Source organism: Catenulispora sp. GAS73 (assembly GCF_041262085.1).
Taxonomy (GTDB): Bacteria; Actinomycetota; Actinomycetes; order Streptomycetales; family Catenulisporaceae; genus Catenulispora.
This window is the reverse complement of record NZ_JBGCCM010000023.1, coordinates 116,704-139,533: the sequence shown is the minus strand read 5'-3', so window position 1 is coordinate 139,533 and position 22,830 is coordinate 116,704. Positions and strand designations below refer to the sequence as shown.

Genomic DNA, 22,830 nt, shown 5'->3' with positions numbered 1-22,830 from the left:
GCGGATGATCCTTCGTGGCGTTCTGGACGAAGGCGTGGTTCAGACGTTCGCCGAACGTGTCGGCCTTCAGGATCTCGGCGAGCCGGAGAACCGCGACGCCACCACCAGCCGCGGCTGGAAGGTCGACGACGGACTCGAACTGCACTACGGCTGGGATGCCCGAAGCGGTCGCGGTTTCCTCCAAGTCCTCGGCGACAACCAGGCCGACGCGGAGGAGATCGCGCGGGCCATTGAGGAGCACTTCCTCCCTCTGTCCTACGACCAGCTCCTGAGCATGTTCCGCAATGCGGATTCGCCGCAGAACCGTGCCCAGGCGACGCTGTTGGTCGGGTTGGGGCAGCCCCCGAGCTTCGACCAGGATTTCTTTGACTGCATCCTTGACGCCCTCGGGGACTTCAACCGGGATATCCGGGAGGCCGGCCTGTTCGCGGCCTCACATCGCGTCACGACCGGCATGGTCCCCATCATCAAAGTGATGGCCGCCGGGGACCCTGACGACGACGTCCGCGATATCGCCGAAATGCTCCTCGAAATCTGTCAGGAAGAAGGCATGGCATGACCATCACCTACGCCGACCTCCCCAAACCCATCCGCTCCGGCATAGTCGTCGTCGACCCCGTCACCGGCACGCCCACCGTGGCCATCGTCATGCAGTTCAACCCCGACAGCCTGCAGCGCACGCTCGTGCCGCAGGCCGCCACCGACGGGCAGCAGGGCGACCGGCTGGAGGCGCTGCGACTGGTGGGGCCGGCTAAGGAGGACTGGAAGATCGAGGTGGAGATCGATGCCACCGATCAGCCTCAGATCGAGGCGCCGGACGGGATCATGCCGCAGCTCGCTCTGCTGGAGATGTTGGTGCAGCCGAGCTCCGCCACCATTCGGTTGAATCAGGCTCTTGCTGATGTCGGCACCATTGAGATCACGCCGGTGGAGACCCCGCTCACGCTCTTCACCTGGGGCCCCAGTCGGGTCATGCCGGTGCGGATCACCGAGTTCTCGGTGACCGAGCAGCTCTTCGACGTCGATCTGAATCCGGTGCGGGCCACGCTCAATCTGACGTTGCACATCCTCACCACCAGCGATCTGCCGACGCATCACCGCGGTGCGGAGCTCTATCTGGCGCATCTGGCGCAGAAGGAGGCCTTGGCGCGGAAGGTGCCGCGGGGGGTGCAGCTCGGGGTGCTCGGGATCGGAGGGATCGGATGACCATCGACAACACTCAGGCCGCCTTGGCCGCGGCGGCGACGCCTTCGTCGTATCCGCGGACCAGTCGCTACTACGCCGTGCCGACCGCCGTCCACACCACCGCGGACGGCACGCAGATCCCCTACCTCACCCGGCGGTTCCTGCCGGATCCGAACATGCTCACCGCGGTGGACTCCTACACGGTCAAGGCCGGGGATCGGATCGATCAGATCGCCTACCGCTACCTCGGTGATCCGACGCAGTGGTGGCAGCTCGCCGATGCCAATCCGGAGCTGGATCCGCGGGAGCTCACCGTGACGCCCGGGGCCAAGCTGCGGATCACGCTGCCCGGCGGGATGCCCAGCGCGACGCCGGGGACCGGGGGTTTCGTCAGTGGCTGAGGTCTCGCTGATCCGGCTGCACCTGCTGATGGGCCCGCAGATCGCGGTGCCGGTCCCGCAGCCGGTCACCGACGCGCTGCTCACCGCGCAGGTGACGGTCACCGCCGGCCAGCGCAGCGGGTTCCAGCTGGCCTTCGACCTGACCAGGAACTCGCCGCTGAACCAGGTGCTGCTGCCCGCCGGGTTCTTCGACCCCAAGACGCGCGTGGTCATCGCGGTCACGGTCAACGGCACCATGTCGGTGCTGATGGACGGGGTCATCATCCGGCAGGAGGTCGGCATCAGCGGCAAGGCCGGGGCCTCGACGCTCACCGTCACCGGCGAGGATCTCACGGTCCTGATGGACCTGGAGGAGAAGCCCGCGACCGCCTTCGCCGCCATGCCGCACTTCGCCCGCTGCGCCGAGATCATCGGCAACTACGCGCAGTACGGCATCATCCCGCTGGTCATTCCGGAGATCTTCCCGCAGACGCCCTCGCCGACGCAGCGGATCGACTTCCAGAAGGGCACCGACCTGGCCTACCTCAACCAGCTCGCGCAGGCCAACGGCTTCGTCTTCTACCTCGACCCCGGCCCGATCCCCAACCAGAGCAAGGCCTACTGGGGCCCGGAGGTACGCCTGGGCGTCCCGCAGCACGCGATCAGCGTCAACATGGACGACCTGTCCAACGTCGACTCCCTCACCTTCGCCTTCGACGGCACGGCGCGCGAGCAGCCGCAGGCCCGCATCCAGATCCCGTTCACCCGCACCTCCACGGTCCTGCCGGTGCCGGAGGTCAGCATCCTGCGACCCCCGCTCGCCCTGCGGCCCGCCCCGGCGCTGAAGAAGACCGTCATCGACGACACCGCCAAGAAGGACGCCAGCCAGACCCTGGCCGAGACGCTGGCCGCCGCCGCGCAGTCCGCCGACGCCGTCAGCGGCTCCGGTCAGCTCGACGTCACCCGCTACGGCTACGTCCTGCGCCCCCGCGAGCTCGTCGGCGTCCGCGGCGCCGGCATCACCTACGACGGCCTCTACTACGTCAAAAGCGTCACCCACAACCTCAAGCCCGGCGAGTACACGCAGAACTTCACCCTCGTCCGCGAGGGACTCATATCCCTGACACCCGTCGTGGTGCCGTAAGCAGCAGCAAGGAGCCAACGGTGACCGAGCCGACCAAGTACATCGGCAAATACCGGGGCAGCGTCGTGAACAACATCGACCCGATGAGCATGGCACGCCTGCAGGTCCAGGTGCCGGACGTGCTGGGCGCCGAGATGTCCTCCTGGGCCCTGCCGTCCTTCCCGGTGGCCGGCAACGGCATGGGCATGCACGTCATCCCGCCGGTCGGGGCCGGCGTGTGGGTCGAGTTCGAGCAGGGCGACCCGAGCTACCCGATGTGGACCGGCTGCTGGTACGGCGGCGCCACCGAGCTGCCCTCCGACGCGCAGGCCGCGGTGCCGGGGCAAGCGCCGATGGTCCTGCAGACGCAGGGCAAGCACACCCTCGTCATGTCCGACACCCCGGGCGGGCCCGGCATCACGCTGAAGTCCCCCTCGGGCGCCTCGATCGTCATCGACGACACCGGCATCCACATCAGCAACGGCCAGGGCGCGAGCATCGACCTGGTCGGACCCAGCGTGACGATCAACGGGGAGGCGTTCAAGGTCACATGACCGGGCGCCAAGAAGCATCAGCAGGAAACACGGAGGGGAACAGCTCGTGTCCGGAAATCTGCTCCACACCCAGGCGACCATCACCTGCCCGCACGGCGGCCGCGCGAACCCGGTCCCGGCCCAGTCCCGGGTCCTGCTCGGCGGCGATCCGCTCGACGGGTTCTCAGACGTCTACACCGTGACCGGCTGTCCGTTCACGCTGCCGGGCGGCAAACCGCAGCCCTGCGTGACGATCCGCTGGGTCACGCCGTCGTCCCGGGTCGCGGTCGGCGGCGCGCCGACCCTGGATCAGGGCTCTGTCGGCATCTGCCAGAGCGTCGAGCAGATCCCGCAGGGCGCGCCGCTGGTCTCCACGGTGCAGCAGCGAGTGAGGGGTCTGTGATGGCCACGACGCCCGCGACCCCGAGGACGCCGGCGACCCCGCCACCGCCGCAGCCACTCCCGCCGATGATCTCCCTGCCCTCGCCGCCGACCACCGTGCCGCGCCTGGACATCGCCTTCCCCTTCCAGGTGGACCGCCGCGGCCGCACCGCCGAGTCCGGCTACGACGACCACGTCCGGGAGATGATCGAGCAACTGCTGTTCACCTCCCCCGGCGAGCGCGTGATGCGCCCGGACTACGGCTGCGGCCTGTTGGATCTGGTCTTCTCGCCGAACAGCCCGGAGCTGGCCTCGGCCCTGACGCTGTCGGTCCAGGCCGCGCTGCAGCGCTGGCTCGGCGACGTCATCGAGATCTTCTCCCTGACCGTGACCAGCTCCGACAGCACGGTCGAGGTCGATCTCAGCTATCTGATCCGCCCGACCGGCACGGTGGCCACGGAGGTGTTCGTCGCCAGCCCGACCGGCAGCAGCACGGGGAGCACGCCATGACCGCCATGTTCGGGACCGGCACCGGCACCGCGGCGCCGGACCAGCAGTGCCTGACCGACACCCGCCGGGCCAAGGTCCGCCGGGAGCGCCGGATGGGCCTGGACGGCGTCGAGGTCGACGACACCGGCCGCGTCCTCAGCGTCCTGATGCTGGGCAAGGCGCCGGCCGAGCTGGACGCGAGCAACATCCGCATCGATGGCGGCCGCCGCGTCACCGGCATCCGGGTGCTGGACGTGCAGATCGAGCGAGCCGACGACCCGGAGGTGGACGACGAGCTCGTGGTCGAGGTGGACCGCCCCGGCGACGGCTCGACCTACACGCTGTCGATCGTCCAGACCGACCCCTACGGCCGCCCCGGCACCGTTGCCTACCCGGGCTTCGACCCGCGCTACAACTCCGCGGACTTCAGCTTCCGGCAGTCCTGCCCGACCGATTTCGACTGCGCCGAGACCGACGCCTGCCCGGCGCCGGTGCACCCGCAGCCGGCCATCGACTACACCACCCGCGACTACAACTCGATCCGGCAGCAGCTGCTGGACCGGATGTCGCTGACCGTCCCGGACTGGATCGAGCGGCACGCCCCGGACCTCGGCGTCACCCTGGTCGAGGTGCTGGCCTACGTCGGCGACCAGCTCAGCTACGAGCAGGACGCGGTGGCCACCGAAGCCTACCTGGCCACCGCCCGGCTGCGCACCTCGGTGCGCCGCCACGTCCGGCTCATCGATTACGCGATGCACGACGGTTGCAACTCCCGCACCTTCGTCGTGGTCGAGGCCGCCGCCGCGACCGAGCTGCCGCCGGGCACGTTCCGCTTCGCCGCGATCGACACCAGCCGCCTGCAGGTCCAGGACCGGCCGGATCTGCCGGTGGTGCTCACCGACGACCAACTCAATGCTCTGCCACCGAACGTCGGCATCGAGGTCTTCGAGCCGCTGGCGCCGCACCACCTGACGCTGCACCCGGCGCGCAACACCATCTCGTTCTGGACCTGGGGCGAGGAGCAGTGCTTGCTGCCGACCGGCACCACCTCGGCGACCCTGGTCGACACCTGGGCCGGCGGCAAGGACGGCGAGGAGAACCGGCCGCGCGCCCTGAACCTCACGCCGGGCCACATCCTGCTGCTGGAGGAGGTGCTGGGCCCGCAGACCGGGTCCCCGGCCGACGCCGACCCGACGCACCGCCAGGCGGTCCGGCTGACCTCGGTGACGCCGGGGATCGATCCGCTGTATCAGCAGCCTGTCGTCGAGGTGACCTGGGACGACCAGGACGCCCTGGCCTTCCCGCTGTGCCTGTCGGCGATCGGCGGCCCGGACTGCGCGCTGCTCACCGACGTCAGCGTCGCGCGCGGGAACGTCATGCTGGTCGACCACGGTCGCTCGATCACGTTCTGCGGCGGCGGCCCCGAGCAGTTCGCGATCCCGCCGGACCAAGCGGTCGCCTCCGGATGTCAGCCTCCTGTGTTCGGCTGCGCCGATCCCGAGAGCGGCAACGCGCCGGTGCAGGCCATCCACGACCTGCTGGATGCCGCACGCAAGGGCGTCCAGCTCTCCCCCGACCAGGTTCGCGACCTGCGCGTGGCGGTCGGGCCGGACGAGGTGCTGCGCGCCGGGCTGACCATCATCCTGGCCCCGGACCTGAGCACCGAGCAGGTCGAGCCGCCGGACGCGGCGTCGCAGGCCGCGGTGTTGGAGACGCTGCTGGCGCAGGTCACCTACCCGGCGATAGCGGTGAAGTTCACCCCGACGCTGCGCTACGCGCCAGTGACCCAGGCGGTCGCGTATCCGACCTCTGACACGATCGCCGAAAGCCAGGCGGCGCTGCTGGCCGCGCTGCCGGGCCGCGTTCAGGACTCCATCCAGCAGCTGTGGCTCAACGCCCGCGCCGGAGAGGGCCCGACCCGCGACCAGATCAATGAGCTGATCGTGCTGTTCGGCGCCGAGGTGATCGAGAAGCTGCACATCCAGCACCATCCGGCCCGGGCCTTGCAGGAGCTGCTCGCACGCAGCCGGCACCTGCTGGCCGACAAGGTCTCCCGCCTGGAGATCCTGATCCACCGCGCCGACGGCGGCACCGTCCTGGGCCCGGACGTCGAATACGAGATCACCCACAGCTGGGGCGGCGTCTACGCCGAAGGGCTCGACGTCCACGACCCGCGGCTGTTCGGCCCGGCCTCGATCGCCACGGTCCAGAACCCGCGCGCCGCGCTCCCGGAGGCCTCGGCGACCGCCGCGACCGCCGGCGAAACCCCGTGGCTGCCCAAGCGGGACCTGCTCTCCTCCGGTCCCACCGACCGCGACTATGTCGGCGAGACCGGCGACGACGGACGTCTCACGCTGCGCTTCGGCGACGGCGTGCACGGCGCGCCGCCTCCGGCCGGAGACACGCTGCTGGTGGCGTACCGCGTGGGCAACGGCCGCGAGGGCAACGTCGGCGCCGAGGCGATCAACCATCTGATCGTCTGCCCGCCTCAGCCCCCTGATGCCGCTAAGACCGCCTCGGCGCGCTCGAAGCGCAACCAGCCGGATCCGGAAGCCGTGCTCGCGGTGCGCAACCCGCTGCCCGCGGTCGGCGGCACCGATCCGGAACCCCTGGACCAGGTCCGTCAGCAGGCTCCGCTGGCCCCGCGCGACGTGCGGCTGCGCGCGGTCACCGCCGCGGACTACGCCGAGCTGGCCGCCGCGGTGCCGGGGGTGGAGCGCGCCGCCGCCGAGATCCGCTGGACCGGCGCCGGTCAGGAGGCGCACGTCGCGATCGAGCCGGCCGTCGGCGAGACGCCGTCGCAGCGGCTGCTGGCCACCGTGGAGCGCACGTTGCGGGACTACCGCAGGATCGGCCACGACCTGAGCGTCGGCGGCGCGGACCTGGTCCCGCTGGACATCGCGATCTCGGTGTGCGTGGCCACGGGCTACCAGAAGGGCCATCTGCTGGCTCTGATCCGCCGCGTGCTGGGCACCGGCACGCGTCCCGACGGCTCGCCGGCGTTCTTCAGCTCCGCCGCTCTGGCCTTCGGCGACCCGGTGCGAGTCAGCAGCCTGACGGCGGTCGTCGCCGGGCTGCCGGGTGTGGTGAGCGCGCAGGTGACACAGCTCAAACGGATGTTCGCGTCCGATCAGGGCGCGCTGGCGACGGGGGTGCTGCCGATGGGGCCGCTGGAGATCGCGCAGTGCGACAACGACGCCGACCGGCCCGAGAACGGCCGGCTGCGGCTGACGCTCACCGGCGGAAAGTGAAGGAGGGGACACCATGACGTCGTCGTCCGGCTGTCCGACGAACTGCGGCTGCGCCGGCTGCCGCACCGGAACCGCGCTGGAGACTCCGGCCGCGGTCTTCAACCCGCCGGGGCAGAACGCGCTGACCTTCCGGGTCGGCACGCACGGGCAGTTCCTGTCCTCGCTGCGGGCCCGGCTGTCCAGCCCGGCGTATCCGGCGCTGTCCAAGCTGACCGTCCGCAGCACCGACGACCCGGCGATCGCCCTGCTCGACGCCTGGGCCGTACTCGGGGACCTGCTCAGCTTCTACTCCGAGCGGATCGCGGACGAGGGATATCTGCGTACTGCGACGCAGGACGCCTCGATCCAGATGCTCGGCGGCCTGGTCGGTTACCGGCCGCGGCCCGGCGTGGCCGGCGGGACGGCGCTCGCGTTCACCATCGACCCGCCGCAGAACCCCGGCGGCGACACGGTGGCACTGCTGCCGGCCGGCACGCGCGCGCAGAGCGTCCCGACCCCGGGGAACGACTCGCAGTACTTCGAGATCGGCGACGATCTGACGGCCCGGTCGTCGCTGAACCAACTCAGCGTGCTGACCAGGCTGCCGTACCAGCTCACAGCCGCCGAGGCGCAGGCGCGCGCGCAGATCTACCTGGCCGGCACCGCCAACAACGTCAAGGCCGGCGACCAGTTGCTGTTCGTCTTCAGCTCCGACAAGGCCGCGCAGGGTCAACGGATACTGCTGCAGGTGCCCGGCGTCACGATCGACCAGGCGAACGCGATCACGGTCGTCGGGCTGCCGGGCCCGGCGCAGCCGAACCTCAAAGATCTGACATACGATCTGCAGAACTGCCTGGGGCTGGTGAGCGAGCCGACGAGTCCGGCCCCCGTCCCGAAGGTCCCGGAGCTCAGCGCGCTGGCGGCCCGCTTCGACACCGAGGTGCTGCAGGCGAAGCTGAACCCGGCGGGCGGCTTCACCTCGCCCGCGGCGCTGGCGGCGGCCTGCGAGCAGGCCCGGCAGCTTGCGGTGGAGACGCTGGTCCTGGCGCAGCGGTATCAGACGGTCGCCTACTGGCTCCGCGCCTGGATCGTCGAGCTGGCCAGCCTGCGCGACCGGGGCCTGGCACTGGAGCCGCCGCAGCCCGCGAACAGCGGGACGGGGCAGGGCACCGGCGACCCGGCGCTCGCAGGTCTGGCCGGCATCTTCTCCGCGCTGCACACCACCCCGAACCCGCCGCCGCCGTCGGCCCGCGACCTGCCGCTGGACCCGGTCTCGCTGTACGCGATCGGCTCCGACCTCGGCCCGCAGCTGCTGGCCGCGCTGGATCCGCAGGTGAGCTCAGGGCTCTACCAAGCCTGGCAGCACACGGCGGTGAGCGCGCCGTCGGCATTGCAGGAGTTGCAGGCGATGCGCGTCGTGGCGACGCCCTTCGGGGCGACCGCGCCGCTGGTCGCGAACCTCGACCCGCACACCGGGCAGGTCAACGGCTACACGGACTGGCCGCTGGCCGGGACCAAGGAAATCAGCCTCCTGCTGAACTACGACGTCGACACCGGCACGGTCCAGAAGCAGGCCGGCTTCACCTACCTGGAGGGCGGGCCCAACACCGCCACCCTCGACCTGCCGACCGCGACCACCACCAGGCAGGTGGGGCCGATGTCGGTCACGGTGACCAGTTATCCGACGCCGGGGCAGACGCCGCCACAGGCGCCGCACGCGCCGACCGCACCCACCGCGCCGACCTCGGCCCCGGCGATCGCGGCGGCCTCGACTCCGGCCGCCGCCCCCGAATCAGGGGCCTGGCATCTGCACCTGCCCGGCCACCACGAGGCCGCCGCGGCGCAGCCCGGACCCCAGCCCTCACCCCAGCCCGCACCCCAGACAGCCGCCCCGGCCCCGGACGCCGCCCCCGCGCCGACGCACGAGCCGGGCCTGCTGGTCGCGTACCAGGACCAGTTCGACGGCTGGACCGTGTTCATCGGGCTGCCGGTCGACGCCGACGGCACGACGGTCGACGTCGACGGCAAGGTGCACGTCCTCGTCACCAGCGGCCAGAGCAGCGGCACCAAGGAGTTCCACCTCGCCCAGGGCGACAAGCCGGACACCTCGCTGCTCGACGGCATCTCGGTCGCGGTCTCGCGCGCCGCGAGCGGTTCCAGCGCGCCGACCGTCAGCGTCGCCCTGACCACGCCGTCCTCGACGCCGTCGAAGAACCGGATCTGGCTGGACTCGACGTACGACGGCATCGCGGTCGGCAGCTGGGTGGTGATCGACCGGCCGAGCAAGCAGACCGCGGCGGCGCTGGCCGCCGGCCGGGTGAGCGCGGGCGGCCCGGCCGGGCAGGTGTCGCGCGCGGTGGCCGCGATGGCGGCGGCGGCGATGCGGCCGGACCCGGCCGGCGCCTCGCTGGCCCGGGTGATCACCCGGGTCACGGCGGTCCGGGTGCAGGCCCGCGCGGACTTCGGGATCGCCGGCAAGGTCACCCAGCTGGACCTGGACGACGACTGGCTGGACGACACCGACGTCAACCTGGCCCAGATCCGCGACACCACCGTCTACGCCCGCGGCGAGACGCTGGCGCTGGCCACCGAGCCGGTGCCGGACGACGTCCAGGGCGCCGAGATCGAGCTCGCGCAGCTCTACACCGGCATCACGCCGGGCCGGCTGATAGCCGTCTCCGGCGAGCGCACCGACATCCCGAACACGCCCGGCGTCACCGGCGCGGAGCTGGCCATGGTGGCCGGCGTCAACCAGAGCGTCGATCCGAGCCGGCCCGGCGACACCGTTCGCACGACCCTGACACTGGCCTCCGCGCTGGCGTACACCTACAAGCGCGCCACGGTGCAGATCCACGGCAACGTGGCCGCCGCGACCCAGGGCGCCAGCCGGGACGACCCGATCGGCAGCGGCGACGCCGGCACCCCGAACCAGACCTTCAAGCTCTGGCAGGCGCCGCTGACCTGGCTGCCGGCCGGCACCACGCCGTCCGGCGCGGCCAGCACGCTCCAGGTGCGGGTGAACGGGGTGCTGTGGACGGAGGTGGACAGCTTCGCCGGACACGGTCCCGCGGAACGGATCTACACCACTTCCACGGCCAGTGACGGCAAGACGGTCGTGACCTTCGGCGACGGCGTGACCGGCGCGCGCCTGCCCACCGGCACCGAGAATGTCAGGGCCCGCTATCGCGTGGGCCTCGGCCGTTCCGGCGACGTGGCGGCCGGTCAGGTCACACAGCTGACGACCCGGCCGCTGGGCGTCAGCGCGGTGACGAACCCGGTGGCCGGTACCGGCGGCGCGGACCCGGATCCGCCGGAGCTGGCCCGGTCCAACATCCCGTTGGCGCTGACCGCGCTGGACCGGCTGGTGTCGGTGCCGGACTACGAGGACTTCGCGCGGTCCTACGCGGGCATCGGCCGGGCCAGCGCGCAGCGGCTGTCGGACGGGTCACGGCAGGTGGTGCACGTGACGGTCGCAGGGGTCGATGACAGCCCGCTGCTTCCGGACAACGGCCTGCTGGCCTCGCTGCACGCGGCGCTGAGCGAGTTCGGCGACCCGCAGCTGCCGGTGGCCGTGGCGGTGCGCGAGCTGGTGCTGCTGATCGTGGCGCTGTCGGTGAAGCTGACCCCGGACGCGGCGTGGGACCTGGTCGAGCCGGTGTTGCGCAGCACCCTGACGAACCTGTTGTCGGTGTCGAACCGGCAGCTGGGGCAGCCGGCGTACGCCTCGGAGGTGATCGCGGCGGCGCAGGCGGTGCCGGGCGTGGACCACGTGGACCTGCAGGCGTTCACCGGGGTTCCGGGAAGCACGACGCCGCTGGGCCTGACCTCGCTGTTCACCAACCTGGCCGATCCGTCGACCTCGGTGCCCTCGGCGCTGGCCGCCTTCGACGAGGCGCGGCACACGGTGGTCACCGATCCGGCCACCGGCGCGGCCGAGACGCTCAGCCACATCGCCGCCGAGTACGCGATCTCCGTCGAGGCTCTGCTGGCGCTGAACCCGGGCCTGCGCGACGTGGTGCTCTCGATCGGCGACTCGATCGTGGTGTTCCGCGGCATCCGGCCGGCGCAGCTCGTGGTGCTCTCCGATTCCGTGCCCGACACGCTGATCCTGAGGGAGATCACGTCATGAGCCGCAGCCCCGACCAGCTGTACGATCTGCTGCCGCGCTGGGACAAGCTGCGCGACGCGCAGGTCGGCGAACCGCTGCGGGCGCTGCTCGCGGTGATCGCCGAGCAGGTGGACCTGACCCGGACGAACATCGAGCAGCTGTACGCGAACTGGTTCATCGAGACCTGCGACGACTGGGTGGTGCCGTATCTCGGCGACCTGGTCGGCTACCAGATCCTGCCCGGGTACGCCGAGGCGTTGTCCGGCGGGGACGGCACCGGCGTGGCCGAGGCGCTGGCCGGGCGGCTGGCGCCGCGCCGGGACGTCGCCGACACCGTGCACGACCGGCGGCGCAAGGGCACGCTGGCGCTGCTGGCCGAGGTGGCCGGTTCGGTGGCGGACTGGCCGGCCAAGGCCGTGGAGTTCGCGCGGATCACCGCGACCACGGCGCCGATCCGCTGCTATGGGGACCCTGCGACACTCGCCCCGGCGCTGCCGGGGACCGGTTTGTCGGCGGTCGCGGTGCGCGAGCGGCGGGGGCGGCTGGTGGACCTGCGCGAGGGTCTGGCGCTGGATCTGCTGGACTCGCCGTTCGACACCATCGCGCACCGCGGCGAGGTGCGGCGCGTGGACTCCGCCTCGCGGGCGCCTGGTGCGGGCCGGTACGCACCGCCGGAGGTCGGCGTGTTCGTCTGGCGCCTGGCGCCGTTCCACCTGACGCACGCCCCGGCGCACTGCGTCGACCGGGCCCGCAACGAGTACACGTTCTCGATTCTGGGCAACGACACGCAGCTGGTCGTGAACCCGGTGGGTGAGCCGTCGGCGGAGCACAGCGCGGCGATCGACAACGTGCCGACCCGGATCAGCCGCCGGCTGCTGGCCGAGCGCTTGGCCGACCTGTACGGGCCGGGTAAGTCGTTCGCCATCTGGCGCGACGGCGACACCGACCCGTTCCCGCCGGCCAACATCGTGGTCGCGGACCTGTCGCAGTGGACGTACAAGCCCAAGCGCGGGCAGGTGGTGGTGGATCCGGAGACCGGCCGCATGGTGTTCAACGCGCGCAGCGCTCCGCGGCAGGGCGTGTGGGTGACCTACCACTACGCGGGCGTCGAGGCGCTCGGCGGCGGGGAGTATCCGCGCGAGGTGACGACGCCGCAGGACGTCGCGCCGTACCGGGTCGGGCCCGGCGAGCGCTTCGAGCGCATCACCGACGCCTTCGAGCAGTGGCGCGCGGACCAGGCGGCCGGGACCGCCGGATCCGACGGCATCATCGAGCTGACGGCCAGCAGCGCCTTCCAGGAGCAGTTGGAGTTCGTACTCGAATACGGCGAGCGGTTCACGTTGCGGGCCGCCGACGGCGCGCGGCCGGTGATCCGGCTGCTGGACTGGTACAGCAACCGGCCCGACGCGCTGGTGATCCGGGGCCCGGGGTTGGACGCCCCGGAGGCCTCCGACCCGAACCGCGGGACCGACGCGCCGCACGTCGTGCTGGACGGCCTGCTGATCACTGGACGCGGCGTGCAGGTCAACGGCGACATCGCGACGCTGTCGATCACCGACAGCACGCTGGTCCCGGGCTGGACGCTGGCGCACCACTGCGGGCCGCTGTTCCCGGAGGAGCCGAGCCTGATACTGGAGGCGACGACGGCGTGCACGCAGATCCGAAAGAGCGTCATCGGCTCGATCCTGGTCATCACCGACGAGGTCCGGCACGATCCGCTGCCGATCCACATCGCGGACTCGGTGCTGGACGCGACCGCGCCGGACCTCCCGGCGCTGTCCGGGCCGGACTGCTGCATCGCGTTCGCGGAGCTGCACCTGTATCGGTCCACGGTGATCGGGGAGGTGCACACACACGCGATTCAGATCGCTGAGAACTCGATCCTGAACGGGAACGTGAACGTCGCGCGGCGCGGCGTGGGGTGCGTGCGGTTCTGCTACGTACCTCAGGGTTCGAGGACGCCGCGACGCTATGACAGCCAGCCGGATCTGGTGCTGGCGGCGGTCGCCGAGCGGTTGGCGGACGGGCTGCTGACCGCTGATCAGGCTGCGGGGTGGCAGCGGACCGAGCCGCTTCGGGTACGTCCGCTGTTCACATCGCAGCGTTACGGGACGGCTGCGTACGCGCAGCTTTCGTCCGGGTGCGCGCGCGAGATCGTCCGGGGCGCGGAGGACGGCTCCGAGCTCGGCGTGTACCACGACCTCTACCAGCCCCAGCGCGAGGACAACCTGACCGCCAGGCTCACCGAGTCGACCCCGGCGGGTTTCGACGCCGGCATCATCTACGTTTCGTGACCTCCAGGGGGATGTGACCATGCACGGAGATTTCTCGCGTCTGACGTTCGACGCGGACAAGCACTACTCGGCGGTCTACGCCCAGCAGGGCCGGGTCCAGCTGGACTCGGACGCCAACGAGCAGCTGCAGATCGACCTGGACACGGCGCGGCGGCTGGCCGTCGCGCTGATCGGCCAGCACGGCGGGCCCAGGGACCACTTCGGGTTCCAGATCGGGTTCGAGATCGACGACAGCGACCACCTGCCGGACCTGACGATCGGGCGCGGCGAGTACTACGTGGACGGGATCCGGAACGACGCCACCCGGCCGACCCCGGCCACGGCCGTGGTCGACACCACGGTCCGGACCGGCAGCGACCTCCCGGCGTGGAGCTACTACGACCAGCCGGACGCCTTCCGGGATCCGGAGAACGCGGACGACCGGCTGCCGGACTTCCCGTTCGTGGTGTACCTGAAGATGTACGAGCGGCTGGTGGCGGCGGTCGAGGATCCGTCGATGCGGGAGGTCGCGCTGGGGGCCGCGATGCCGGACACCGCGGCCCGGACGAAGGTGTCGTGGCAGGTGCTGGCGGCCTCGGCGGCGGAGGTCGGGGTGGACGCGACCGATGCGAAGTCGGTGCGTGCGACGTTCACGACGTGGGCGGAGAATCAGGCCACTGCCGGAGACGCGCTGGCGGCGCGGGCGAAGGTGCCGGCTCGGGTGGAGAACGATCCGTGCCTGTCCTCCCCCGACGCCGCCTACCGGGGCCGGGAGAACCAGTTGTACCGCGTGGAGATCCACGACGGCGGGCAGCTGCCGGAGACGAACACCGGCAGCAGCGTGGCGATGCGCTCGGCGTTGTCGGCGCCGACGTTCGTGTGGTCGCGGGAGAACGGGTCGGTGGTGTTCGGCATCACCGCGCTGGCCGACCAGTGGGTGACGCTGGACTCGCTGGGGCGCGACGACAAGCTGGCGCTGGACGTCGGAGACTGGGTCGAGGTCGTCGACGACTCCTATGTCGCGCACGGCAGGGCGTTGCCGCTGTTGCAGGTCGACGAGATCGACATCCCCGGGCGGCGGGTGCTGCTGTCGGGGACGCCGGCCGGCGACGTCGGCACCGACCCGACGCGGCACCCGTACCTGCGGCGCTGGGACCAGACGGCGCCGACGGGGCGTGGGGCGCCGCGGCTGATCGGCGGGGCGATCGAGATCAAGGAGGGGGTGTGGCTGGACCTGGAGAACGGGGTCCAGGTGTACTTCAAGCCCGGCGGGAGCTACCGGACCGGGGACTACTGGACGGTGCCGGCGCGGATCGCCACCGGTGACGTGGTGTGGCCGACGGACGCGACGGGGAATCCGTTGCTGGAGGCGCCGGACGGGCCTGTTTGGCACTACGCGCCGCTGGCTTACCTGAGCGGGCGGGAGCAGGGTCAGAACACTGATCTGCGGATGGTGTTCGCGCCGTTGGCGGTCGGGCCGGAGACGTTGGCTTCTGGGAGTTAGAGCTCTATTCAGCCCCCTCATTCAGCGCCGCTGAACTTGAGTTTCGCGGCCTGGAGCAGGGTGCAGTAGCCGAGCAGGATCAGCGCCAGGAAGGCGAAGTACCGGGCCGGCAGCGTGGTCATCCCCATGCTGCCGGCCAGCATGCTGAACGGCAGGACGAGGCCGACGAGCATCGCCGCGCCGGTCGCGTACAGCACCGGGCGGCTGGCGCGCGAGGACACGAACGGGAGTCTTCGGGTCCTGATGATGTGGACCGCGAGCACCTGGGACAGCAGGCCCTCGACGAACCAGCCGGTCTGGAACAGGGACACGCGGGAGTCGCCGGCGGCTAGCACCCACCACAAGACCGCCCAGGTGGCGAGGTCGAACAGCGAGCTGAGCGGACCGACGCGGACGACGAAGCGTCGCAGGGCTCTGCTGTCCCAGCGGCGGGGGCGGGCGAGTTCGGCGTCGTCGACGGCGTCCCAGGGCAGGGCCAGCTGGGACAGGTCGTAGAGCAGGTTCTGGACCAGGAGCTGGATCGGGAGCATCGGCAGGAACGGCAGGAAGGCCGCGGCGGCCGTCACCGACAGGACGTTGCCGAAGTTGGAGCTGGTCGCGGCGCGGATGTACTTCAGGGAGTTGGCCAAGGTGCGGCGGCCCTCCTCGACGCCGGCGGCCAGGACGGTGAGGTCCTTGTCCAGGAGGATGACGTCGGCGGTCTCGCGGGCCAGGTCGGTGGCGTCCGGGGCGGTGAGGCCGACGTCGGCGGCGTGTAGGGCCGGGGCGTCGTTGACGCCGTCGCCGAGGTAGCCGACGGTGTGGCCGGCGCGGCGCAGGGCCTCGACGACGCGGGCCTTGGCGAGGGGGTCGGTCTTGGCGAAGACGGTGGTCTGGGCCGCGAGGGCGGTCAGGGCGGCGTCGTCGAGGGCTGCCAGGGTGCGGCCGTCGACGACAGTGCCGGGGGCTATGCCGACCTCGCGGCAGACGCGGGCCGCGGCGGAGGGTTCGTCGCCGGTGATGACCTTGACTTCGACGCCGCGATCGGCGAGTTCTTGGAGTGCGGCGACTGCCGAGTCCTTGGCGGGGTCGGTGAAGCCGAGCAGGCCCACGAGGGTCAGGCCGGCTTCGTCGGCGACGGTGTACGACCCGCGCCGGCCGACCGATGTCCGGACGGCGACCGCGAGCAGCCGCAGTCCGGCGTCGCGGTCGGCGGCGGCGACCTTGTCGACGCGTGCGCGCAGGTCGGGGTCGAGGGGGACGGCGCGGCCGTCATCGAGCACTGAGGTGCAGCAGTCAACGACTTCCTCGACGGAGCCCTTGGTGACGATGAGGTGGCCGGACTCGAAGCCGCCGTCCGTCGCGGCGACGACCACGCTCATGCGACGGCGACTGAAGTCGAAGGGGACCTCGTCGACCTTCTCCCACGCGGGGCCGGGCAGCGCGAGGGCTTCGGCGTGCGCGACGACGGCCTCGTCGAGGGGATTACGCCAGCCGGCCTGGAAGAGGCTGTTGAGGGCGGCGTAGTCGAGGACGGCGACGGCGGCACGACCCCAGGCGTCGGTGTAGCGGTCGAGGCTGGGCGTGCCCTCGGTGAGGGTGCCGGTCTTGTCGACGCAGAGCACGTCCATCGCCCCGAGGTCCTGGATCGCGGGGAGCCGCTTGACGACGACGCGGCGCCGAGCCATCGCGACGGCACCGCGCGCCAGGGTGGTGGTCACGACGACCGGCAGCATCTCGGGCGTGATGCCGACGGCGACGGCGACCGAGAACAGGAAGGCCCGATGCCAGCTGCCGGAGGCCACACCGCTGACCACGAAGACCAGCGGCGCCAGCACAAGCATGAAGCGCAGCAGCATCCAGCTGACCGAGGCGACGCCACGGTCGAAGGCGCTGGCGGGGCGCTCACGCTCCAGCTCGCGCCCCAGGTCGGCGAGGTAGGTGCGGGCGCCGGTGCCGATGACGACGGCGGTGGCGGTGCCGGAGAGGACGTGGGTGCCGGCCAGGCAGAGGGCTGGGTGGTCGGAGGCTGCGGTCGCGATATCGGGCGAGGCATGCGGGCCGGTCGGGCGATCGGAAACGAGGCCGCTGGCAAGCGCGCGAATGCCAGCCGAAGCGCCAGGTGCAGCGCCGGGCAACGTATGGGAACCCGCTAGGCCATCGGAAACGAGGCCGCCGGAAAGCGCCCGAGTGCTGGCTGAAGCGTCGGGCGAGGCATGCGGGCCGGTCGGGCGGTCAGAAACTTGGTCCTCGGCAAGGGCACGAGATCCGGCTGAGTCGGCGGGCAGGGCGTGCGGGCCGGCCAGGCGCAAGGCGGGTTGGTCACTGGCGCGGGCGGCATCGGTCAAGTTGTCGGGCTCGGCGTGCGTGTCAACCAGGCGCAGAGTCGCGCGGCCGAAGGTCTGCCCGGCCGCCGCGCCGGCAGCGCCGGCCGTCCCCGACAACTCCGCGTGCTTCTCCACCGGCATCGACTCGCCGGACAGCAGCCCCTGGTCCAGGAACAGGTCCTTCGAGCGCAGCAGCCGCAGGTCCGCCGGGATCAGGTCCCCCGCGCCGAGGCGGACCACGTCGCCGACCACCAGTTGGTCGAAGGGGAGTTCGCGCGCGATCGGCTCGCTGGCGTCGTCGGCGCGGCGGACCACGGTCGCGGTCGTCAGGACCAGCGCGCGTAGTGCGTCGACCGTGCGGCGCGACCGTTGCTCCTGCCAGAAGCGCATCAGCGCCGCGATGGCGATCATCGCCGTGATGGCCAGGACGCCGCCGAGGTCGCCGCTGAGCGCGAACACCGTGTCCAGGACCGCCAGGACCAGGAGGAACGGGGCGCGGAAGGCCGTTGCCAGGCCGTGTGCGGGGGAGCGTTCGGGGCGGCTGAGGTCGTTCTCGCCGTCGCGCTCCAGGCGCGTGGCGGCCTCGGCTTCTGTCAGGCCGCTCAGTCCGGTGTCGAGGCCGCGCAGGACCTGCAGGACCGGCTTTCCGCCGCACGCTGCCAGCTCAGCGCTACGGTCCGCCAAGGTGTCCGTCAGCGCGGGGGTCAGGCCGGGGGCCGCGGTGGGGCTGCGGAACGGGGACAGGAGCGTCATGGCGGTTCGCTTCCGGTCGTGCGGCGGGGAACCGCGCGGTGGCTAGGCCGTCTTCGCGGACCTCCGGATCCCGGGCGCCGCCTCGTCGGCCAGTTCGGCGTGGTGGTCCAGCATCTGCCGGACGATCGCGACGACGTGCGGGTCGTCCACGACGTAGACCTGGCGCCGGCCCTCGCGGCGCGCGCTGACCAGGCCGGCCAGCTTCAGCTTGGCCAGGTGTTGGCTCACCGCGGCGACGTTGCTGCCGGTCGCTTCGGCCAGCGCCGTCACGTCCTGCTCGGCCCGGGCCAGCAGCCACACGATGTGCAGCCGGGTGGTCGCGGCCAGCATGCCGAAGGTGGCGGCCGCGTCCTGAAGGAGCCTGGGACTCGGCGCCCCGTCGTCGGGGACGGCGTCGTCCTCGGTGCGCGACTCCTGTCTGCGGCGCATGTCACCTCCTCGCGTCTGTGCTCTGTACCGGGCCGGGGCCCGGATCGGTAGCGTCCATTGTGCCCGACGGCCGGAGATCCACTCAAACGTTTGCGCAATCGCTTGACTATTTGAGCGCCCCGGGTGTCTACTTCGAAGCGGCACCCCACCGCCGCGCACCGACGCCTAGCGCTCCCCACGCCGCCTCCGCGGGTCGGTCATCCATGCCCTGATACGGACACCCCGACGGAGGTACCGCCATGTCCTTGACCCTGACCATCTCCGGCCTCCCCGACGGCGTCGCCGCGGACGTCGACCTGGCCGCCGTGGCCCGCGCCCTGCGTCCGCTGCTGGCCCCGGCGCTGATCGGCGCCGCCGAACTGGCCGAACTGGCCGGCCTGGCGCCGGTCGTTCCGGTGCTGGTGTCCATCGTGGTGGTGACCAGGCGGAGCGCACGCTGATCGCTGTGATTCTCGCGTGCCACGCGGTGTTCCCGCACCACAGCCACTCCGGATCGGGCGTGTAGTCCGGTCCGGAGCGGCTATCGGCGTACGTGCCCAGCGAGGAAGAGGACCCTGATGCTCACCGCACTGCCCCACACCGCCGATGGGCACCCTGCCGTAGGCGCCGTCATATATCTGGTGATCGTTGTCGTGCTGGTCGGCTCTGCGGTGGTCGCCGGGCGGCGGGGCCGGAGTCGGCGTCGTCGGCCGCCGCGGTGAGCCGGCCGGCGAGCGACTCGGCGAACCGCCGCATCCTTTACGATCACAGGATCATGGACACCTTCGCCGACGTACCCACCACCACCCTGGCCGACGTGCTGAGCCGCGAGCACATCATGGACCTCGGCATCCGGTCGCTGACCGGGACGCCCGGGCGCCTGGCCGGACCGGCGTTCACCGTCCGGTGCCCGCCCGGGGACAACCTGATGGTGCACGCGGCCGTCTACCGGGCCGCGCCGGGCTCGGTCATCGTCGTGGACACCGGCGGCGACGTGGAGTACGCGGTGGCCGGCGGGAACGTGCTGGCGGTGGCGCAGCGGCACGGGGTGGCCGGGCTGGTCGTGGACGGCGTGATCCGCGACGTGGCCGAGGCGCGCGAGGCGGCGTTCCCGGTGTTCGGGCGTGGCGTGGTGCCGATCCCGGGGGCCAAGGCGGTCGTCGGGGAGCACAACGTGGCGGTGCGGTGCGGCGGCGTGACGGTCGGCGCCGGGGACATCGTGGTCGCGGACGAGGACGGCGTGGTCGTGGTGCCGGCCGGGCGGCGGTACGAGGTGTTCGCGGCGGCGCGCGCCAAGCTGGCCAAGGACGAGGCCGAGACGCTGGACGCGTGGGAGCGTGCGCACCGGGCTCGGATCGACGCGATTCTGGCCGAGGGCGGGTTCGGGGGCTGATCGCTCCGCTGAAACTGCTGAAGACAACGGCCCGTCTCACTGATCGATGGATCAGTGAGACGGGCCGCTCTCCTCAGCGAGTCGCCGTCGCCGTCCTCACTCGTCCGGATCCGGCCCGGGACCCCGCGTCAGCGCGTCGAAGTCCGCGTCGTCCTTGTGCCAGTGCACCGCGTGGATCCCCGGCTCCAGCGACAGCCGCCCCACCAGCTGCTCCAGCCGGCTGGCGGCGTCGCCGTCCAGCAGCAGGTGCGCGGTGAGCCGGGTGGCGTCGGCGCCGTCGTCCCGGGTGGTGTCCAGGCCGCGCAGGATCACGTGGCCGCCGGTGGTGTCCGCCACCAGCAGTGCCCTGATGTGCGCCTCGGACTTCGCTTTGCAGGTCAGGTGCAGGCGGAAGGGCTGCAGGTCCTCGTCCTCCTCGACCGCGTTGTCCCGGTCGAACAGCCGCCCGGCCGGGCGGCCGAGCAGGTGGACCAGCAGGACCGTGGCCGTGCCGATGGCCGCGAAGGCCAGGTGGCCGGAGGCCGCCATGACCCCGACGGCGGCCGAGCACCACAGCGTCGCGGCGGTGTTCAGGCCGCGGACGTTGAACCCGTCGCGCAGGATCACGCCACCGCCGAGGAACCCGATGCCGGAGACCACGTACGCGGCGACCTGCGTGCTGTTCGCCGAGCCGTTGATGTCCGAGTACAGCACGAACAGGGTCGCGCCCACGGCCACCAGCGCGTTGGTGCGCAGACCGGCCATCCGGGCCCGCAGTTGCCGCTCCACGCCGATCGCGGCGCCGCATCCGAGCCCGACCGCCAGCCGCGCGATGAACTCCCAAGTGGTCAGGTTCTGCATGTTCGCCTCCTTATGGTGCGAAGGACGGTCAGCGGCCGAGCATCATCTCGACGAGCTTCCACACGCACATGACCATCGAGAGCAGCAGGTACAGCCGCAGCGCGCCCATGGAGTAGCGGCGGGTCCTGGAGAAGGTCAGCCGGCCGAGCCGGTCCAGCGGCGGCGTCCGCCACTCGTCGCGGCCGGAGCGGTCGATGACCTCGGCGACGTAGTCCGGCGCGCGCCGTGCCCGCAGGGCCTTGACGCCCATGAACGTGGCGGCGGCCAGGCCGCCGGCCGCGCAGCCGACGAGGATCTCATCGATCTGTCCGGCGCTGATGTTCGGCCAGATCACCGAGGCGGTGAGGACCATGGACAGCGCGATCAGGATGCCGATGACGGTCGAGGTGAACAGGGTGGTCTTCTTGGAGTTGACCCAGGGCCCGAGGACTTCCTTGTCGACGCACAGCAGGAGCAGGAAGACTGTGGCGCTGGGCAGCAGGACGCCGGCCAGGGCCTGGACGCCGGTCGTGAGCACGCCGAGGACGTGGGCCGAGGCGGTCAGGACGATGGTCGCGGCCAGGCCGATGACCCCGGCGTAGACCGCGTAGAAGCCCTTGGCCTGCTTCACACCGCGGTGCAGCGAGTGGTTGATCTTGAAGACGTCGCCGATCGCGTAGGCCGTGGACAGCGAGACGGCGAAGGCGCCGATGACGGAGGCGTCCAGGAGCGCGACCGCGAACATGTCGCCGAGCGCGCGGCCGCCGTAGTTCTGCAGCGCCGTGGCCAGCGAGCCGGCGTCGGTGAAGTCCGGGGAGCCCTTGGCCGCGAAGGCGACGGCGCCCAGGCCCATGATCGCCGCCGCGCCGACCACCACGACCACGATGCCGAGCCACAGGTCGGCCTTCTCGTACTTCATGAAGCGCGGGGTGATGCGCTTGTCGATGACGTAGCTCTGCTGGAAGAACAGCTGCCAGGGCGCGACGGTGGTACCGACGATGCCGATGATCAGCAGCATCAGCGGGGCCATGCCGCCCGCGCCGCCGGGGAAGGAGGGGCGGACGAAGTCGTGCGCCATGGTGCCGACGGCCGGGTGCGCCATCAGCGAGATCGGGATCAGGAGCAGGGAACCGAGGCAGAAGATCAGCGCCAGGCGCTCGAACCGGCGAAACGAGCCGGTCGAGGCCGCGGCGACGATGACCAGCGCGGCCAGGACCACCGAGGGGACTTTCGGCAGGCCGAGGTAGCCGGTGGCCAGGGTGATGCCGATGAATTCGGTGACCAGCGTCAGGGCATTGAGCAGGAACAGGTCGATGACGGAGAAGGCGCCCCAGAACTTGCCGAAGCGCTCGAAGATGAGGCGCGCGTGGCCGACGCCGGTGACGGCGCCGAGGCGGAGGACCATCTCCTGGTTGACGTACAGGACGGGCACGAGCAGCAGGAGCGTCCACAGGAGCTTCGTGCCGTAGTCGTGGCCGGCCTGGCCGTAGGTGGCGAAGGCGCCGGCGTCGTTGTCCCCGATCATCACGATCAGACCGGGCCCGACGATCGCGAGCAGCGTCTTCATCTTCGTCGACAGCCCGCGGCGGGCCCCGTGGTCGCCGAGCTTGATGGTGCCGAACGCACCCTTGATGTCGCCGACGTGCGCGTCGTCGAGGACTGCGGTGTTCGAGCGCTCCAGCAGTGCGGTGGTCATGTGGTTCACCCCTCCCAGCCCGCTCGGCGGGCGTGCAGGAGACGGCAGCAGACAGGAGCCCGCGACGGTGGCGGGCGGTCAAGTGATTAAGAGGTCAGAGCTGCTGCGCGTCAGACGGATCGAAGAGCAACGTGGAGCACAGTCGGCCAGCCGTCACCGGCAGCCGGTGGGTGCTACTACTCGGACTATCCACGCCACTCACCTCCACCCGACGGGGCCCCAGGAATCCACCTGGACCGCGATCACCGT

The 22,830-nt window shown here is 71.3% G+C and carries 17 protein-coding genes; 13 read left to right on the top strand and 4 right to left on the bottom strand.

Annotation, left to right across the window (positions count from 1 at the left end; genetic code table 11):
• The first annotated feature begins 4 nt into the window (after nt 1-4).
• From ABH935_RS31345 to ABH935_RS31295, 11 genes are all read left to right on the top strand, one after another.
• Nucleotides 5-559, top strand: a complete 555-nt coding sequence (locus ABH935_RS31345) for a hypothetical protein (RefSeq protein ID WP_370381549.1) — start codon at nt 5-7, stop codon at nt 557-559.
• Nucleotides 556-1,206 (top strand): hypothetical protein, encoded by a 651-nt coding sequence (locus ABH935_RS31340; protein ID WP_370381548.1) that lies wholly within the window; start codon nt 556-558, stop codon nt 1,204-1,206. Before ABH935_RS31345 ends, ABH935_RS31340 begins: the two co-directional genes overlap by 4 nt.
• Nucleotides 1,203-1,586 carry a LysM peptidoglycan-binding domain-containing protein gene (locus tag ABH935_RS31335; protein ID WP_370381547.1) on the top strand — a complete coding sequence of 128 codons (384 nt, stop codon included), beginning with the start codon at nt 1,203-1,205 and terminating at the stop codon, nt 1,584-1,586. Before ABH935_RS31340 ends, ABH935_RS31335 begins: the two co-directional genes overlap by 4 nt.
• The gene (locus ABH935_RS31330; protein ID WP_370381546.1) at nt 1,579-2,709 is read left to right on the top strand and encodes a hypothetical protein; all 1,131 of its coding nucleotides are present in this window, start codon (nt 1,579-1,581) and stop codon (nt 2,707-2,709) included. The genes ABH935_RS31335 and ABH935_RS31330 overlap by 8 nt, the downstream gene beginning before the upstream one ends.
• A gap of 20 nt (nt 2,710-2,729) precedes the next feature.
• Nucleotides 2,730-3,242: a phage baseplate assembly protein V gene (locus ABH935_RS31325; RefSeq protein WP_370381545.1), complete on the top strand. Its 513-nt coding sequence runs from the start codon at nt 2,730-2,732 to the stop codon at nt 3,240-3,242.
• Nucleotides 3,243-3,288: 46 nt separating this feature from the next.
• Complete coding sequence (locus ABH935_RS31320) at nt 3,289-3,624, top strand: hypothetical protein (RefSeq protein ID WP_370381544.1); 336 nt, start codon at nt 3,289-3,291, stop codon at nt 3,622-3,624.
• Nucleotides 3,625-3,689: 65 nt separating this feature from the next.
• A complete protein-coding gene (locus ABH935_RS31315; RefSeq protein ID WP_370381595.1) occupies nt 3,690-4,112 on the top strand; it encodes a GPW/gp25 family protein in 423 nt (140 codons plus the stop codon).
• Nucleotides 4,109-7,342: a putative baseplate assembly protein gene (locus tag ABH935_RS31310; RefSeq protein WP_370381543.1), complete on the top strand. Its 3,234-nt coding sequence runs from the start codon at nt 4,109-4,111 to the stop codon at nt 7,340-7,342. The genes ABH935_RS31315 and ABH935_RS31310 overlap by 4 nt, the downstream gene beginning before the upstream one ends.
• A 13-nt stretch (nt 7,343-7,355) precedes the next feature.
• Nucleotides 7,356-11,450, top strand: a complete 4,095-nt coding sequence (locus tag ABH935_RS31305; RefSeq protein WP_370381542.1) for a putative baseplate assembly protein — start codon at nt 7,356-7,358, stop codon at nt 11,448-11,450.
• Complete coding sequence (locus ABH935_RS31300) at nt 11,447-13,723, top strand: hypothetical protein (RefSeq protein ID WP_370381541.1); 2,277 nt, start codon at nt 11,447-11,449, stop codon at nt 13,721-13,723. The genes ABH935_RS31305 and ABH935_RS31300 overlap by 4 nt, the downstream gene beginning before the upstream one ends.
• Nucleotides 13,724-13,742: 19 nt before the next feature.
• Complete coding sequence (locus tag ABH935_RS31295) at nt 13,743-15,206, top strand: DUF6519 domain-containing protein (protein ID WP_370381540.1); 1,464 nt, start codon at nt 13,743-13,745, stop codon at nt 15,204-15,206.
• Nucleotides 15,207-15,223: 17 nt separating this feature from the next.
• Here ABH935_RS31295 and mgtA read toward each other — a convergent pair whose 3' ends face one another.
• Together mgtA and ABH935_RS31285 are read right to left on the bottom strand one after the other, a co-directional pair.
• Entirely contained in the window at nt 15,224-18,265 is a 3,042-nt protein-coding gene (mgtA, locus tag ABH935_RS31290; protein WP_370381539.1) for a magnesium-translocating P-type ATPase, read from the bottom strand.
• Between the two features lie 42 nt (nt 18,266-18,307).
• Entirely contained in the window at nt 18,308-18,694 is a 387-nt protein-coding gene (locus ABH935_RS31285; protein WP_370381538.1) for an ArsR/SmtB family transcription factor, read from the bottom strand.
• A 239-nt stretch (nt 18,695-18,933) separates the two neighbouring features.
• Here ABH935_RS31285 and ABH935_RS31280 point away from each other — a divergent pair, with 239 nt between their 5' ends.
• Both ABH935_RS31280 and ABH935_RS31275 read left to right on the top strand, forming a co-directional pair.
• Nucleotides 18,934-19,134, top strand: coding sequence for a hypothetical protein (locus ABH935_RS31280; RefSeq protein ID WP_370381537.1), 201 nt, complete (start codon nt 18,934-18,936; stop codon nt 19,132-19,134).
• 314 nt (nt 19,135-19,448) lie between these two features.
• A complete protein-coding gene (locus ABH935_RS31275; protein WP_370381536.1) occupies nt 19,449-20,066 on the top strand; it encodes an RraA family protein in 618 nt (205 codons plus the stop codon).
• A gap of 96 nt (nt 20,067-20,162) precedes the next feature.
• On the opposite strand, the gene ABH935_RS31270 is transcribed toward ABH935_RS31275, so the two are convergent.
• Nucleotides 20,163-20,906: an MgtC/SapB family protein gene (locus tag ABH935_RS31270; protein WP_370381535.1), complete on the bottom strand. Its 744-nt coding sequence runs from the start codon at nt 20,904-20,906 to the stop codon at nt 20,163-20,165.
• A 28-nt stretch (nt 20,907-20,934) separates the two neighbouring features.
• Nucleotides 20,935-22,581, bottom strand: a complete 1,647-nt coding sequence (locus tag ABH935_RS31265; RefSeq protein ID WP_370381534.1) for an NRAMP family divalent metal transporter — start codon at nt 22,579-22,581, stop codon at nt 20,935-20,937.
• Between the last annotated feature and the right edge of the window lie 249 nt (nt 22,582-22,830).